Origin of the sequence: Nitrosomonas eutropha (assembly GCF_003201195.1) — a bacterium.
Taxonomy (GTDB): domain Bacteria; phylum Pseudomonadota; class Gammaproteobacteria; order Burkholderiales; family Nitrosomonadaceae; genus Nitrosomonas; species Nitrosomonas eutropha.
In genome coordinates, this window is record NZ_QICQ01000016.1 from 1 (window position 1) to 15,175 (window position 15,175).

Here is a 15,175-nt window from a genome sequence, read left to right on the forward strand (position 1 = left end):
AAACGGTATTATTACGACTCACACGATCAGTTGAAGGCCCATCTCCATCGCTTTGTGATGGCTTATAACTTCGCCAAAAGACTAAAAGCTCTCAAAGGCCTAACACCCTATGAATACATCTGCAAAATCTGGAAAAATGAGCCAGATCGTTTTATCTTTGATCCATTCCAGCACACCGTGGGACTAAACAACCTAGGCCACGCATCAATCTGATACATGCAAAAGCTATAACGTAGCTCTATTCCATTCTCTTTATTTGCAATCCCCTCTACCACTCATCCTTCAGCATTAATCTTCCTGCACCAGGCGATCTCCCGCCCGGCTGCAGGAATCCTGTCCGGATTCAGATATTTTCCCGTAATTTCTGTAACAAAATAGTCATCAGGCTGTCACTAGCCTGTCACTCGCTATCAGGATAATTCCGACGACTGTATCAATACATCCTCACGATTTTTGAAACAGTCTACAAGAATAATTTTAATTACTATTCTCAGTCATGGTGATCGACGTATATTTCTATACTTTAATAAGAGGATAAAAATCAAACAAATGATGGCGAAAATTACAAGTATCAGGTCATTTGCATTACTCATATTTCTTGTATTACCCACCTTGTCTGTTCCGCTTCCGGTCTGCGCAGAAAAACTTATCCTCTACATGGATACCGTCACCAAACAGCTTTATGCAGAGCCGGGTGAAAACAGGATCAAGCTGGGCGTATTCCAGCAGGTGGAAGAAACAGTATCCAAATCCTCAGCCGAAGAAAAGTCCAGACCGGATGAATCACCCACCAGACATGCTGAAACCAGATCCGCACAAGATAGCGAACAGCGTGTAGAAACGCAGTCTAAACAAACAAACGAACAAATTAAACATGCATCGAGAACCCCTGTACCCTCTGCAGAAAAACCCAAGGAAGAAAAAAAATGGTACGAAAGAATCAGCATCAAGGGTTATACACAATTCCGCTACGGAAAAAGTCTGTGGGGAGACAATGATGGCGCATCCTACTGGCAGGACAAATCTGCCGGACCGGATAAATCATCCTTCTTGATCAAAAGAGCGCGCCTGGCTCTTTCCGGGGATATTACCGATTATCTCTATTTTTACTTACAGGCAGATCTTGCCAGTAGCGCCATCTTAAGGGATGCTTATGGTGACCTATTCTTCGATAAAGGCAAGGAATATCGGGTTAGGGTCGGACAATCAAAAATTCCGCTCGGCTTCGAAAGCCTACAATCCAGCTCAGAGCGTCTCGCACTTGACCGCACCGATGCAATGGACTGTTGTAATGAGCGAGACATCGGTGCATTCTTTATGTGGACGCCCACTCATGTACAAGAGCGGTTCAAAGCAGCGAAGAAACTGAAAGGCACGGGTGACTACGGTATGTTTTCCTTTGGTACTTTTGGTGGCCAGGGGCCCAACAATGTTGACCTGAATAACGGAGTGCACATCGTAGGCCGTCTCACCTATCCGTTCCAGTTTGGAAACGGCCAACTTATTGAAGTAGGCGCATCCGCTTACCACGGCCGCTATGTTCCGAAATATGATAAAACCAAGATTACGGATGTACCTGAAAAAGGTATCAGAGATGAACGTGTCGGGGTGCACGCTATACTTTATCCGCAGCCCTTTGGCTTACAAGCTGAATGGAACTGGGGAAATGGTCCCAGCCTAAGTGACGATAAGAAAACGATTGCCAACCATTCCCTCAACGGCGGCTATGTTCAGGCAATGTATAAATACGATGGATTTCGTTGGGGAACCTTACTTCCATTCGTCAAATGGCAACGCTATAACGGTGCACTGAGACTCCAGGATAATACCCCTCAGGATCGTGTAAGAGACTGGGAATTCGGGGTAGAATGGCAGATTTCACCGGCAGTTGAACTTACAACGGTCTATCATATGATGAACCGCACTGATCTAAAATATGACAAGCAATTCAAGTCTGATGTCGTGAGATTCCAGGTACAGTGGAACTATTTCTAATTTCTAAATAGATGGCCAAAGCGGGAGTTGCAGCAACATGCACTCCTGCCTCGTTTATTGTAGTAATCTTAAGAAGGAATAATTGATACCTGTTACCGAACCGAACGTTCAATCCCGAAAATTACGGAATTGTAATGGCAATTCTGTAATACCGCCTTTCACTAGCTGAATTACTTCCTGTAAAACATCACGTTTTGCACCAGTTACCCGTACAACCTCACCTTGAATGCTCGCCTGGACTTTAAGTTTGCTATCCTTGATCAGCTTGACAATTTTTCTGGCCAGATCGCTTTCCACTCCGGTTTTAACCGTAATTTTTTGCTTTACCTTGTTACCGCTTATTTTCTCAACCTGCCCCTTATCCAGACAGCGCACATCAATCTCTCGCTTGGTAAATTTGGCTATCAGAATATCCATCACTTGACCGAGTTTGAATTCATCATCCGCAAAAAGATAAAGCTCATAGTCGGTCTGCTCGGCACGTGCATCCGAGCCCTTGAAATCAAAACGGGCAGAAACTTCCTTGTTAAGCTGATCAACCGCGTTACGAATTTCTTGTTTATCAACTTCAGAAACGATATCAAATGAAGGCATAACTTCTCCTGGTCAGACTGAAGGATTGAAGAACTGAATGTCATATTATAAGCCTTGCATCCAGCTTCAGTAACACTCTGGAACTCTTGATAAAGCAGGCAGTGCCCTGGTTACCAGGGTAGATAAAACATGGCTTTCGCCAGGATGACAATTGCCAGTACGTGGCAGAAGATGCTCAGGTGTAAGCGCTGTGAACGCCGCCTGTTCAGCAGACCGCGCTTCCGCCATATCATGGCTGTCACGAAATGACCGAAAACGCTGATTGCCAAGATGATCTTGATACTCAATAACAGTCCAAAACTGCTGGCCAGAGGCTGTGCCAGGGTCGCCTGATGTTGCCAGGCCATCCCTATTCCGGCGGAATACAGTACCAGAAGTACCCAGGGCATGATCCTGACAGCACGGTTACCAATAGCGCGTTCAACCTCACGCATGATTTCGTGCGGCAGGTGCTTGCGTATACCTTCGATCATGACGACTTCAAAAAATACTGTTCCCGCAAAAGCGATCGCAGCCAGCAAATGCAGCGTTATCAACAAGCCATAACTCATTGCATGAATCCTCTTGGTTGAATATTCATACGTTCAACGATCAGTGAGGCTGTGCCGGAATATTTCCCGGCTTGATCACCGGAGGCGATTGATCTGCACGCGGCCGGATCAACATTGGAAGAAAACGCCAGAGGTAAAGTACAAAGGCCGATATCCAGATCGCAGACGAACCATGCAACAGGCCTGGCACGTAAGCAGTTGGCAACAGCGCCGCCAGTCGCAGTACAGCAGCCGTGATAATTAACATATACAAAATGACCATGCTGCGATCAGTACGTAATGGCCGCCCCAGGTGACCCAATGCAGTACGGGTAACCATGCCGATAATCAGTATCGCAAAGCCTGCCACGCCGATTACATGCACTGGCCAGGCAGCACGGGAGATCCAGCCTGCAGAATAAGCGGCTGCAACCAGCAAACCAATACCCAGCCCGGCGTATCCAGTATAAAGAATCCACAATAATGGCACCTGTCGAACGGCCCACGGCTTCCAGGCAAGCAGTTGCCACAGAGCAAGAGTCCCGGCGGCTGCCAGCGCGATTGCCGCTGCCGAGGTCCACCCTAACAGCAAGAACACAATGGCGAAAATGCTCGCTGCAAGTTGCCATTGACCACTGCCGGTAAGCATCGGGATCGTCAAACCCTGCACTGCCCGCATAGCGAAAAATGGAATCACCCGGCGTGCAATCAACAGTGCGATCACTGCCATGCACAGCAGGCCGGCATGAAAACTCTCCATCAACAAAGCATAATCCCCTGCCTGTATAAACCACAGAAACAGGCCATCAGCCACACCTAGCCCCAGCACAAGCAGTGGTATACCGTAATTACGCTGGCTGCGTTTTTGATAAATAACTCGGCCCAGCGCCAGTGCCGCTATGCCGAAAAACAGCAGCTCACAAAGTGTTGCGATACCAAATGCTATCGATCCCGGCATCAAAAAACCAGCTCGCGCCACAATCCACAACAGTGTCAACCCGCCTAGCGCACGACCGTGCAACGGATTGATGCCAGTCCAATTAGCACTAGCGGTCAGCAGGAATCCTACTGCAATAGTGGCGACGAACCCCCACAGCATTTCATGTGCGTGCCAGAGCATACCAGCTAACACACCCGTCAGCCATTGGGGTGCATATATCCATAGTGCTACCGAAATAGCTGCCCAGAAACAGCCTGCAATATACAGTGGCCGAAAGCCCAGGCTGAGGAAAGCAGCCCATTGCGGCGCTGGCAGCTGCTTCCTGATTTGTGATGACTCAACCATGAGGCAACCCCACAGGCATCACCTCAGGATGATGACTGATCTGATAACCCATCCACAGACTGCGGGCGATGCGATCAGCCATCATACAAATCTGTTCAGCCATGGCCTGATTCGATTGTTCAGCAGCGGTTTTATGGAACAGCTTGAGCCAGCGCTGAAACAGCTCTGCATTCAGATCAGGCAGGGCTATATGTTTGGGCATTGGCGTACCACTAAAACGATCAGTACCGCGCAAAATAGATGACCAAAAATCCACCATTCTGGTCAGATGGAGGCTCCAGTCATCAATATGTGCGTCGAAAATGGGACCAAGTGCTTCATCATCCCGTACCCGGGTATAAAAAGCGTGGATCAGGCGTGTGATATCTTCCTCAGTACACAACGTAGGATCAGGCATGAATACTTCTCCTGAGCAGAGTATTTATAAGATTGATTTTGAGTGTATCTTATATTTGAGTACCTCAGCAAGCCAGACCATCAGTAATCCTCATCAAGGTTTTCCTTGGCCCGTGACACTGTTGCAACGCATCAATCATGGTGAAATACAGTGGTTTTTCAGAGATTTCTCAAGTATTGCCTGCTGACTTGTCATGATACGATTCTGAATCAGGAGCAATCCAGTCAAGGCCACTTGCTGTCTATCAGGTATCCTTTAAAAGTATTAGTGAGGCAGTCAGCAAGGCAACCACAGGTGATGCAAGCAAAGCGCAGCGAACAGCCGTGAGGCCGGCCCGTAGGGTGAGGCGCTTACGCCGAGCAAATACAGTTTACAAGCAACAAATAAGTATTTTGAGCCTGTTTTTAACGCAGTGATGGCAACGTAGACAGTTTTTCAGAGGATTCCCAGGAAAACTGGTAGCATCAAAATTATCTTTTGGCAGATAAAGAAACCCGGGAAGTTTTCAAGGTTTACAATCCTGCTCATTGTCTCTGTCTCGCGGAAAAAATTATGCAGAAAAAAATTCATCTCATTGCTGGTGCACGCCCTAATTTTATGAAAATTGCGCCAATTGTCCGCGCTTTGCAGCAGCAGGATAAATTGGCCTACAAGATTGTTCACACCGGTCAGCATTACGACCGGGCAATGAACGATGTTTTTTTCGAGGAGCTGGGCATCCCGCAACCAGATATCTTTATGGCAGCCGGCGGTGGCAGCCATTCACAGCAAACAGCAAAAATAATGATCGCCTTCGAGGAATATTGCTTGGCAGAGCAACCAGATGCGGTACTGGTTGTCGGCGATGTCAATTCAACCCTGGCCTGTTCGATCGTCGCCAAGAAACTGCACATTCCGGTTGCGCATGTCGAGGCAGGGTTGCGCAGCGGCGATATGTGCATGCCGGAGGAAATTAATCGCTTGGTGACAGATAGTATTACCGACTGGTTTTTTGTGACCGAGCCGAGTGGACAACAGCATTTGTTACGAGAAGGAAAACCGGCCTCAGCCATTCATTATGTCGGCCATGTTATGGTGGATAATCTGTTCTACCAAGTCGAACAGCTTGTCCGAGTAGACACTTCCGGATTTGAGACCAATCCACTTAAAACGTCACTGAAAGATCGCCCGTATGGCGTTGTCACCATGCACCGACCAAGCAATGTAGACTACCCTGAAACGCTGCAACGTATCAGCCAAGCATTGCAACAGATCGCCAAGCAGCTTCCGCTCATCTTTCCGGCCCATCCGCGCACACAAAACAATCTGAAAAAATTTAATATCGATCTGGGACCCAACATTACACTGATCGGCCCACAGGCTTACATGCCCTTTCTTCATCTCTGGAAGGATGCCACCGTTGTTCTGACTGATAGTGGCGGTTTGCAGGAAGAAACTACCGCCCTGGGAATTCCCTGTGTCACCATCCGGGAAAATACCGAACGGCCAGTCACGGTGGATGAAGGTACCAACACACTGGCAGGAACCGATCCAGTACGAATACAGTCTGCGGTGGACAACATTTTACAAGGACGCGGCAAGCAGGGACGCCGGCCGAATTTATGGGATGGCAATGCTGCACGGCGTATCGTGGAAATACTGACCAGAGAATTGGATCGCCCCTGAATTCAAAATTTCGAATGGTCAGCAAAAATCTGCCCTATTCTTCATAACCAATCTGATGCAAGCATGAAACATTCCCTTACCCCAGTCATTCTTTCCGGTGGCTCAGGCACACGGCTATGGCCACTTTCGCGCCAGCAATATCCCAAGCAATTACTGCCGCTGGTTGATCAGCATTCCCTGCTGCAGGAAACCGTGCGCCGCCTGGATGGGCTGGATGATATCGTTATTCAACCGCCCATCATTGTGTGCAACGAGGAGTACCGTTTTGTGATTGCAGAGCAGCTTCGGCTTATCGGTAAAACCGGCAAGATCATTCTTGAACCATTCGGGCGGAATACTGCGCCTGCTCTGACAATCGCGGCATTAGCTGCTATACAAGAAGGGAATGATCCGATCTTGCTGGTGATGCCATCTGACCATGTCATCACAGATATAGCTGCCTTTCAGACAGCTGTTCACAAGGGTATACTGCTTGCCGAAAGCGGTATGTTGGTTACTTTTGGTATCACGCCTGATACGCCGGAAACCGGTTATGGCTATATTCAGTACGGTACTGCACTACACGAACCGGGTACTTTCCAGATCTCCCGCTTTGTTGAAAAACCAGATCTGGTCACGGCACAGAATTATCTGCAAGAAGGTTCCTATTTATGGAACAGCGGCATGTTCATGATGCGCACATCTGTCTGGCTTGCTGCCATTGATACCTGCCGTCAAAATATTCTGGATGCCTGCCGCGCTGCATGGCAGCCGGAATCAGTAGATGGTGATTTTCACCGGATTGATAAAACTGCCTTTGCTGCCTGCCCCGGCGATTCCATTGATTATGCCGTGATGGAATCACTTTCCACTCATCCGGATACCTTGCCGCCAGGCGCAATCATTCCGCTTTCAGCCGGATGGTCGGATATCGGCGCGTGGGATGCGTTGTGGCACACCCTGCCAAAGGATGAATCAGGCAACGTCGTACGCGGCGATGTGTTATTGCAAGAGTGTTATAACACTCTTGCATTCTCCGAGCATCGACTGGTTGCTTGTATCGGCGTAAATAACGTAGTCATTGTGGAAACTTCTGACGCGATTCTGGTTGCACATCAGGACAAAACACAGGAAGTCAAACATATCGTTGACACCCTAAGGCAGAAAAACCGGCCGGAAACCCGCTCACATCGCAAAATATACCGCCCGTGGGGCTGGTACGATTCGATCGATACAGGTGAACGCTTCCAGGTCAAGCGCATTGTTGTCAACCCTGGCGCCGCATTATCATTACAAATGCACCATCACCGCGCCGAACACTGGATTGTGGTGCGTGGAACCGCACAGGTTACCCGGGCAGACAAAACCTTTCTGGTCAGTGAAAATGAATCCACTTTTATTCCGCTGGGGACACCGCACCGGCTGGAAAACCCAGGACGAGTGCCGCTGGAAATGATTGAAGTCCAGTCCGGTTCCTATCTGGGAGAAGATGATATCGTCCGGTTTGAGGATAAATACGGCAGAAAGGAAAGTTAACAGGCTCGAGCCAGGCTGATACAGCCCGCGATCAGGCAAAGCCACCCGGGAAATTGCTCTGGCAGTCAAGTATAATGCCGTTTTCAAAGACTTTATTTAAAGGAGAAAAAGCATGCCGATCTATGAGTATGCCTGCCATGCATGTGGATTGGAAAAGGAGTATCTACAGAAAATGAGTGATGCTCCGATCGCAAAGTGCCCTTCCTGCGGCAGCACTGATTATGTCAAGAAAGTTTCTGCTGCAGGTTTCCAGCTGAAGGGAACTGGATGGTATGTAACAGATTTCAGAAACAAGAATACTGGCAGACCGGATTCAAAACCAAAAGAGGAATCCGGCACGGAAACTACCAGCACCGATAAGACTGCTGCAAATACCGCGGCGACAACACCGACCACAACCACCGTGCCGTCTGCGCCTGCTACAGACTAGCAGGATTTTTACACAGCAAGGTTATCTGAACCGTTTTTTCATTCAATCAACATTAACGTCACTTATGCGTACTGACTATTGCGGCGCCATCAACACACGTCATCTGGGTAGAACAATTACTTTATGCGGCTGGGTACATCGCCGGCGTGATCATGGTGGGGTTATTTTTATTGACCTGCGCGACCGCGAGGGAATCGTTCAGATTGTTTGTGATCCTGATAATGTTGCAGCTTTCCCGATTGCAGAAAAAATCCGTAATGAATTTGTGCTGGAAATTACCGGCCTGGTACGCCATCGTCCCGAGGGGACAGTCAACCGGGGGATTCCCAGCGGGGAAATCGAAGTATTGGTCAGCACTATCGAAATTTTAAATCCTTCGCTCACTCCCCCGTTCCAGATGGATGATGACAATCTGAGCGAAGCGATACGATTGGAATACCGTTATCTGGATTTGCGCCGCCCGGCGATGCAACACAACATCCGGTTGCGGCACAAGGTCACCATGGCGACACGCGTATTCCTGGATCAGCACGGCTTTATCGACGTGGAAACGCCAATGCTGACCAAATCCACGCCGGAAGGCGCGCGTGATTATCTGGTACCTTCGCGCGTCAACGTTGGCTGTTTTTTTGCACTGCCACAATCTCCGCAACTGTTCAAGCAGCTACTGATGGTGTCCGGGTTCGATCGCTACTATCAGATTACCCGCTGCTTCCGGGACGAAGATCTGCGTGCAGACCGCCAGCCAGAATTTACCCAGATTGATATTGAAACCTCTTTTCTGCAAGAAAATGACATCATGGATCTGATGGAGGACATGATCCGCCGCCTGTTTGCTGATGTGATCAATGTCAGCTTGCCCGACCCCTTCCCCCGGATCAGTTATGCTGACGCCATGTTCCGCTACGGATCAGACAAGCCAGATCTGCGGGTGCCACTGGAACTGACAGAGCTGACTGATCTGATGCAGGACGTACCTTTCCAGGTATTCCGCGATGCTGCACAAAAACCGGGTGGGCGAGTCGCCGCACTACGTGTTCCTGGTGGTGGGGAGCTGTCCCGCAAGGAGATCGATGAGTACACCCGGTTTGTCGGCATTTACGGAGCAAAAGGTCTGGCCTATATCAAGATTAATGACCTGACCAAAGGTATGGAGGGATTGCAATCCCCTATCCTGAAATTCCTGCCCGAGCCTGTCGTGCAATCGATGCTCGAACGCACTCAGGCACAGAATGGTGATCTGGTATTTTTTGGTGCGGACAAGGTCAAAACTGTTAACGATGCCTTGGGCGCATTACGGGTCAAAATCGGGCATGAACGCGGTCTGGCCACAAATTTGTGGCAACCTTTGTGGGTCGTGGATTTCCCAATGTTCGAGTGGGACGAAGAAGAAAAACGCTGGCAGGCCTTACATCACCCCTTCACCGCTCCCAGCCAGGGGCATGAGGATTTCCTGGCAACCGATCCGGGCAAGGCACTTTCCAGGGCATATGACATGGTATTGAACGGCATGGAAATTGGCGGTGGGTCAATCCGTATTCACCGGCAGGATGTACAAAGCAAGGTATTCCAGGCATTGAACATAGCGGATGACGAAGCAAAACTGAAATTCGGCTTTCTGCTGGATGCCCTGCAATACGGCGCCCCACCGCATGGCGGCATAGCCTTTGGTCTTGATCGTATCGTTGCCATGATGACCGGTACAGATTCTATCCGCGATGTGATTGCTTTCCCCAAAACACAACGCGCTCAATGTCTGCTGACGCAGGCACCCAGTACCGTCGAGGAGAAACAATTGCGGGAGCTGCATATCCGTCTGCGAAAGACCGATATCACAACCGATTAGCTGGATTTGTCTGTTGCAAGTCTACAAAATACCCATATCTGTTCTGGTCGTTATCCACACGGTCGATCTGCGGGTGTTGCTGTTGGAACGCGCTGACCACCCCGGTTACTGGCAGTCTGTTACAGGCAGCCAGAATCCGGGAGAAACACTGCAGCAGACTGCTGCGCGTGAAGTTAGAGAGGAAACCGGCCTGAATACTGCCAATTACATCCTCCGCAACTGGGAAATACAAAATCACTATAAACTTTTTGAAGAATGGCGTTGGCGCTACCCGCCGGGAATAACACACAATACCGAGCACATGTTTGGACTAGAGCTGCCGGAAACGATACCGGTTGTCATTTCTCCGCGTGAGCACTTGGGATATATCTGGCTGCCGTGGCAAGAAGCGGCTGACAAGGTCTTTTCTCCCAGTAACGCGCAGGCGATCCGCATACTGGCAAGTGAGCGAAAATCAAAGAAATTCCCGATCAATAGAACTCAAGACGAGACATAGAAAAAAATGGAGTTGGCCGAAGCGCGTGACGATAACAGATACCAGAATCCGATTGTCTTCTGGTAGGCGCGATTGGACTCGAACCAACGACCCCCACCATGTCAAGGTGGTGCTCTAACCAGCTGAGCTACGCGCCTGAAGAAAAAAAGATTCTAACTGAAACAACGATCCGCTTCAAATTTATTGACGACTTCCATTATCAACAATAAATAATCCCGGGAGTTTCCGGGTATTTACCTGTTAAAATACGCCAGAATTTCAATAAAACGAAATATTATGAGTTGTCTGTTTGTAATCAGCGCACCCTCTGGTGCCGGTAAAACCAGTGTAATCCGTACTTTGCTGCAAACGGATATCAATGTAACCCTCTCAGTTTCCTATACCACACGCCCCCCCAGGCGGGATGAAGAGAACGGTCGTGATTACTTTTTTGTTGATCACGCAACTTTCAGGGAAATGCAGGCACATGGTGAATTCCTGGAAAGCGCCGAGGTGTATGGCAATTTTTATGGCACCTCACGCAAGTGGATAGAAGAAACCATGGTGGCGGAACAGGATGTCCTGCTGGAAATAGATTGTCAGGGGGCGCAACAGGTGCGCGAACTCTACCCGCAGGCTGCTTCCATATTTATTCTGCCTCCATCCATGGAAACATTAAAAAACCGTCTGGAGCAACGCGGCCTGGATGAAAGCAAGACCATTGAACGGCGGTTGTCGGCTGCGTGCAGCGAGACCAGCCATCTCAATAGATTTGACTATGTCGTTGTTAATCACGAACTGGAGACAGCAGCACAGGAAATCTCCTGCATTATTCGGGCTGAACGGCTGAAAACAATCCGTCAGCTTGTCAGGCAGCGCGCTCTGCTTGCTGAATTTTCCTGATCAGCCTTACGTTTTTACATTTTTGTAAATTTTTACTGGAGTTATCCATCATGGCACGCATTACCGTAGAAGATTGTCTGAAAGTGATCCCGAACCGTTTTAATATGACACTGGCAGCGACCGTGCGGGCAAGGCAGATATCAGTTGGTTCCACGCCAATGATTGATGCCGGACGCGACAAGCCGATCGTTATTGCCTTGCGCGAGCTAGCACAAAAAAAATACAACGAAAACATACTTAATACAATACGTTAATCAGGCAGCACGATATCCACCAGCGGATACTGCTGTAACCTGCCTCATAGCTCCCCGCTCCCCGCCACATACACATACAAATAAAATCGGTACTACCTGATTGATTCCCTGCTTGAAGACAGCCCCTCTTCTGGCGACATCTGCACCCGTAACTGAATCTCGTTATAAAACGGCGTTATAATCGTTTTTTTAGCCAAATACAAAAAATATGACCACGATAGTATCAGTCCGGCGCGGCCGGCAAGTAGCATTGGGTGGAGATGGCCAGGTCACGCTTGGCGCAGTCGTTGCTAAAGCCAGTGCACGCAAGGTACGCAGGCTTTATCACGACAAGGTTCTTGCGGGATTTGCAGGCGGCACGGCCGATGCATTCACGCTATTTGAACGCTTTGAAGCCAAACTGGAAAAACATCAGGGACATCTCTTGCGCTCTGCAGTCGAACTTGCCAAGGACTGGCGTACTGACCGTATCCTGCGTCGCCTGGAAGCGATGCTGGTAGTGGCCGATCATGAAGCCACTCTCATCATCACAGGAGCAGGCGACGTCATTGAACCGGAACAAGGGCTAGCGGCTATCGGGAGTGGTGGCGCCTATGCGCAGGCGGCTGCACGTGCACTGCTGGAAAATACTAATCTGGGCCCTGCCGAGACCGTTGCCAAGGCGCTGACCATCGCCGGTGATATCTGCATCTATACCAATCAGGTGCATGTCATTGAGCAGCTCGATTAACACCAGGAATTAATCCAAGCCAGGAAAACCTATCATGTCACATATGACGCCACAGGAAATTGTCCACGAACTGGACAAACATATCATCGGGCAGGAAGCCGCTAAACGATCCGTCGCCATTGCATTGAGAAATCGCTGGCGCAGGCAACAAGTGGGTGAGCCACTGCGCCACGAAATCACCCCTAAAAATATCCTCATGATCGGCCCGACTGGTGTCGGCAAGACTGAAATTGCCAGGCGACTTGCCAGGCTGGCTGATGCGCCTTTCATCAAGATCGAGGCGACCAAGTTTACCGAGGTGGGTTATGTCGGTCGGGATGTCGATTCCATTATTCGCGACCTGGTGGAATCTGCCATCAAACAGGCTCGCGAGCACGAGATCAGGAAGAATAAGCCTCTGGCTGAAGATCGCGCGGAGGAACGGATACTTGACGCCCTGCTACCATCGGCACGTGATTCAGGCTTTGATGCCAACCCTAGCGAAGAAAATAACGCAACCCGCCAGAAATTCCGCAAGAAACTGCGCGAAGGTGAGCTTGACGACAAGGAAATCGATATCGAAATTACCATGTCACAAGCCAGCATGGAAATTTTTGCCCCGCCAGGCATGGAAGAACTAACTTCCCAGATTCAGGGTATGTTTCAGAACATGGGTGCCAGCAAGAAAAAGTCACGCAAGTTGCGTATCCGTGAAGCCAGAAAACTACTGACTGAAGAAGAAGCCGCCCGCCTGATCAATGATGAGGAATTGAAACTGAATGCAGTGCAGAATGTCGAGCAAAACGGCATCGTGTTTCTTGATGAAATTGACAAGATTACCAGCCGCTCAGAAGTATCCAGTTCCGATATTTCACGCCAGGGCGTTCAGCGCGATTTGCTGCCGCTGGTAGAGGGCACGACCATTTCCACAAAGTACGGCATGATCCGTACCGACCACATCCTGTTTATCGCCAGCGGGGCTTTTCATCTGGCCAAACCATCGGACCTAATCCCCGAACTCCAGGGACGTTTCCCCATTCGGGTGGAACTGGACAGCCTCAGCGCGGATGATTTCAAGCAAATTCTCACCAACACCGATGCCTGCCTGATTCGCCAGTATCAGGCACTACTGAAAACAGAGGGGATTGAACTGAATTTTTCAGAAGACGCCATCGAGCGACTGGCCGAGATTGCCTTTTCGGTCAATGAAATAACCGAGAACATTGGCGCCAGAAGGCTACATACCGTGATGGAAAAATTGCTGGAAGACATTTCATTCAATGCCACTCGCTACAGCGGAAGCACACATGTCATTGATGCTGCGTATGTTGATGAACGTCTTGGCAAACTCTCGCAGAGCGAAGATCTGGCTCGCTACGTACTGTAACCATTTTCAATGCGCAACGTTGTCATTCTGAGTGGCACAAGAACCGCAATCGGTGATTACGGCAGCGCACTGAAGGATCTGGCGCCCACCACGCTGGCCGCCATCACGATTAAAGAGGCCATCGCCCGTGCCGATATAGATCCCGCAAGCATCGGACACCTGTTTGCCGGGCATGTTATCCCCACTGAAGCACGGGATATGTATCTGGCACGCGTGGCGGCGCTGGAAGCTGGTCTGCCACAGCATGTAGCGGCACTTACTCTGAACCGGGTTTGCGGCAGTGGATTGCAGGCGATTATCTCTGCTGCGCAGGCGGTGCAGTTGGGAGATACCGATGTGGCTATTGCTGCCGGCGTTGAGTCGATGAGCCGTGGCGGGTATCTGTTGCCCGCACTGCGCTGGGGACAGCGTATGCATGACAGTATCGCAACCGACATGATGGTAGGCGCCCTGACCGATCCGTTTGATCAGGTGCACATGGGGATCACCGCTGAACACATCGCTAAAAAATGGCGTATTACCCGCGAGCAGCAAGATCAGTTTGCCCTGGAAAGCCATCAGCGTACTATTCACGCTATTCATAGCGGCTATTTCCGGGAACAGATCGTGCCGGTTGAGGTTTCCAGTCGTAAAGGTACGGTAATATTCGATACAGACCAGCATCCACGCGACAACATCAGTATGGAAACACTGGGAAAACTGCACCCGGTTTTCCGGGAAAACGGCACAGTCACGGCCGGTAATGCATCCGGCATCAATGATGGTGCGGCCGCACTGGTGCTGATGGAAGAACATGCAGCCACACAAAACAATCATCAACCGATGGCACGTCTGGTTGCTTACGGCCATGCCGGAGTAGATCCACGTTATATGGGAATCGGCCCGGTACCAGCGGTTAAGCAAGCGCTGAATCGTGCCGGATTGAAGCTGACTGATATAGATGTAATCGAGTCCAATGAAGCCTTTGCCGTCCAGGCATGTGCGGTTGCCCGGGAACTGGGTTTCGATCCGGATAGAACCAACCCGAACGGCGGTGCCGTGGCACTGGGGCATCCGATTGGTGCATCCGGTTGTATACTGACGATCAAAGCCATTTATGAGCTGCAGCGCATAAATGGCCGCCATGCACTGGTTACCCTGTGCATCGGTGGTGGACAGGGAATCGCTGCAATTTTTGAAAAATACTGATC

The 15,175-nt window shown here is 49.8% G+C and carries 16 protein-coding genes, 1 tRNA gene and 1 pseudogene; 13 read left to right on the forward strand and 5 right to left on the reverse strand.

Going from position 1 to position 15,175, the window contains the following annotated elements:
• Both C8R14_RS13740 and C8R14_RS07100 read left to right on the forward strand, forming a co-directional pair.
• Positions 1–213: pseudogene (locus C8R14_RS13740) on the forward strand (IS481 family transposase); the annotation flags it as partial.
• 336 nt (positions 214–549) lie between these two features.
• Positions 550–1,995, forward strand: coding sequence for a porin (locus tag C8R14_RS07100; protein WP_011633737.1), 1,446 nt, complete (start codon positions 550–552; stop codon positions 1,993–1,995).
• A gap of 108 nt (positions 1,996–2,103) precedes the next feature.
• Here C8R14_RS07100 and C8R14_RS07105 read toward each other — a convergent pair whose 3' ends face one another.
• The 4 genes from C8R14_RS07105 to C8R14_RS07120 all read right to left on the reverse strand — a co-directional run bounded on the left by C8R14_RS07105 (position 2,104) and on the right by C8R14_RS07120 (position 4,801).
• On the reverse strand, positions 2,104–2,589 hold the full coding sequence (locus C8R14_RS07105) for a YajQ family cyclic di-GMP-binding protein (RefSeq protein ID WP_011633736.1): 486 nt from the start codon (positions 2,587–2,589) through the stop codon (positions 2,104–2,106).
• 110 nt (positions 2,590–2,699) lie between these two features.
• Positions 2,700–3,140 carry a CopD family copper resistance protein gene (locus C8R14_RS07110; protein WP_011633735.1) on the reverse strand — a complete coding sequence of 147 codons (441 nt, stop codon included), beginning with the start codon at positions 3,138–3,140 and terminating at the stop codon, positions 2,700–2,702.
• A 40-nt stretch (positions 3,141–3,180) separates the two neighbouring features.
• Complete coding sequence (locus C8R14_RS07115; RefSeq protein ID WP_011633734.1) at positions 3,181–4,404, reverse strand: NnrS family protein; 1,224 nt, start codon at positions 4,402–4,404, stop codon at positions 3,181–3,183.
• Positions 4,397–4,801 (reverse strand): group III truncated hemoglobin, encoded by a 405-nt coding sequence (locus C8R14_RS07120; RefSeq protein ID WP_011633733.1) that lies wholly within the window; start codon positions 4,799–4,801, stop codon positions 4,397–4,399. The genes C8R14_RS07115 and C8R14_RS07120 overlap by 8 nt, the downstream gene beginning before the upstream one ends.
• Between C8R14_RS07120 and C8R14_RS07125 the strand changes: the two genes are divergently transcribed.
• From C8R14_RS07125 to nudB, 6 genes are all read left to right on the forward strand, one after another.
• On the forward strand, positions 4,800–4,988 hold the full coding sequence (locus tag C8R14_RS07125; RefSeq protein ID WP_041353424.1) for a hypothetical protein: 189 nt from the start codon (positions 4,800–4,802) through the stop codon (positions 4,986–4,988). The two genes, C8R14_RS07120 and C8R14_RS07125, sit on opposite strands and share 2 nt — an antisense overlap.
• 365 nt (positions 4,989–5,353) lie before the next feature.
• A complete protein-coding gene (gene wecB / locus C8R14_RS07130; RefSeq protein ID WP_011633732.1) occupies positions 5,354–6,466 on the forward strand; it encodes a non-hydrolyzing UDP-N-acetylglucosamine 2-epimerase in 1,113 nt (370 codons plus the stop codon).
• Between the two features lie 63 nt (positions 6,467–6,529).
• The gene (locus tag C8R14_RS07135; RefSeq protein WP_011633731.1) at positions 6,530–7,981 is read left to right on the forward strand and encodes a mannose-1-phosphate guanylyltransferase/mannose-6-phosphate isomerase; all 1,452 of its coding nucleotides are present in this window, start codon (positions 6,530–6,532) and stop codon (positions 7,979–7,981) included.
• A gap of 112 nt (positions 7,982–8,093) precedes the next feature.
• Complete coding sequence (locus tag C8R14_RS07140; protein ID WP_011633730.1) at positions 8,094–8,411, forward strand: FmdB family zinc ribbon protein; 318 nt, start codon at positions 8,094–8,096, stop codon at positions 8,409–8,411.
• A 64-nt stretch (positions 8,412–8,475) separates the two neighbouring features.
• Entirely contained in the window at positions 8,476–10,257 is a 1,782-nt protein-coding gene (aspS, locus tag C8R14_RS07145) for an aspartate--tRNA ligase (RefSeq protein ID WP_011633729.1), read from the forward strand.
• Positions 10,258–10,270: 13 nt separating this feature from the next.
• Complete coding sequence (gene nudB / locus C8R14_RS07150; RefSeq protein WP_011633728.1) at positions 10,271–10,753, forward strand: dihydroneopterin triphosphate diphosphatase; 483 nt, start codon at positions 10,271–10,273, stop codon at positions 10,751–10,753.
• Between the two features lie 60 nt (positions 10,754–10,813).
• Here nudB and C8R14_RS07155 read toward each other — a convergent pair.
• Positions 10,814–10,890 (reverse strand) — tRNA-Val (locus tag C8R14_RS07155).
• A 139-nt stretch (positions 10,891–11,029) separates the two neighbouring features.
• On the opposite strand from C8R14_RS07155, the gene gmk reads away from it, so the two are divergent.
• The 5 genes from gmk to C8R14_RS07180 all read left to right on the forward strand — a co-directional run bounded on the left by gmk (position 11,030) and on the right by C8R14_RS07180 (position 15,173).
• Positions 11,030–11,635 (forward strand): guanylate kinase, encoded by a 606-nt coding sequence (gene gmk / locus C8R14_RS07160; protein ID WP_011633727.1) that lies wholly within the window; start codon positions 11,030–11,032, stop codon positions 11,633–11,635.
• A 50-nt stretch (positions 11,636–11,685) separates the two neighbouring features.
• Entirely contained in the window at positions 11,686–11,889 is a 204-nt protein-coding gene (gene rpoZ / locus C8R14_RS07165) for a DNA-directed RNA polymerase subunit omega (protein WP_011633726.1), read from the forward strand.
• Between the two features lie 208 nt (positions 11,890–12,097).
• Complete coding sequence (hslV, locus tag C8R14_RS07170) at positions 12,098–12,619, forward strand: ATP-dependent protease subunit HslV (protein ID WP_011633725.1); 522 nt, start codon at positions 12,098–12,100, stop codon at positions 12,617–12,619.
• Between the two features lie 34 nt (positions 12,620–12,653).
• Positions 12,654–13,985 carry an ATP-dependent protease ATPase subunit HslU gene (hslU, locus tag C8R14_RS07175; protein ID WP_011633724.1) on the forward strand — a complete coding sequence of 444 codons (1,332 nt, stop codon included), beginning with the start codon at positions 12,654–12,656 and terminating at the stop codon, positions 13,983–13,985.
• Between the two features lie 9 nt (positions 13,986–13,994).
• Complete coding sequence (locus tag C8R14_RS07180; RefSeq protein ID WP_011633723.1) at positions 13,995–15,173, forward strand: acetyl-CoA C-acyltransferase family protein; 1,179 nt, start codon at positions 13,995–13,997, stop codon at positions 15,171–15,173.
• Positions 15,174–15,175 lie beyond the last annotated feature (2 nt).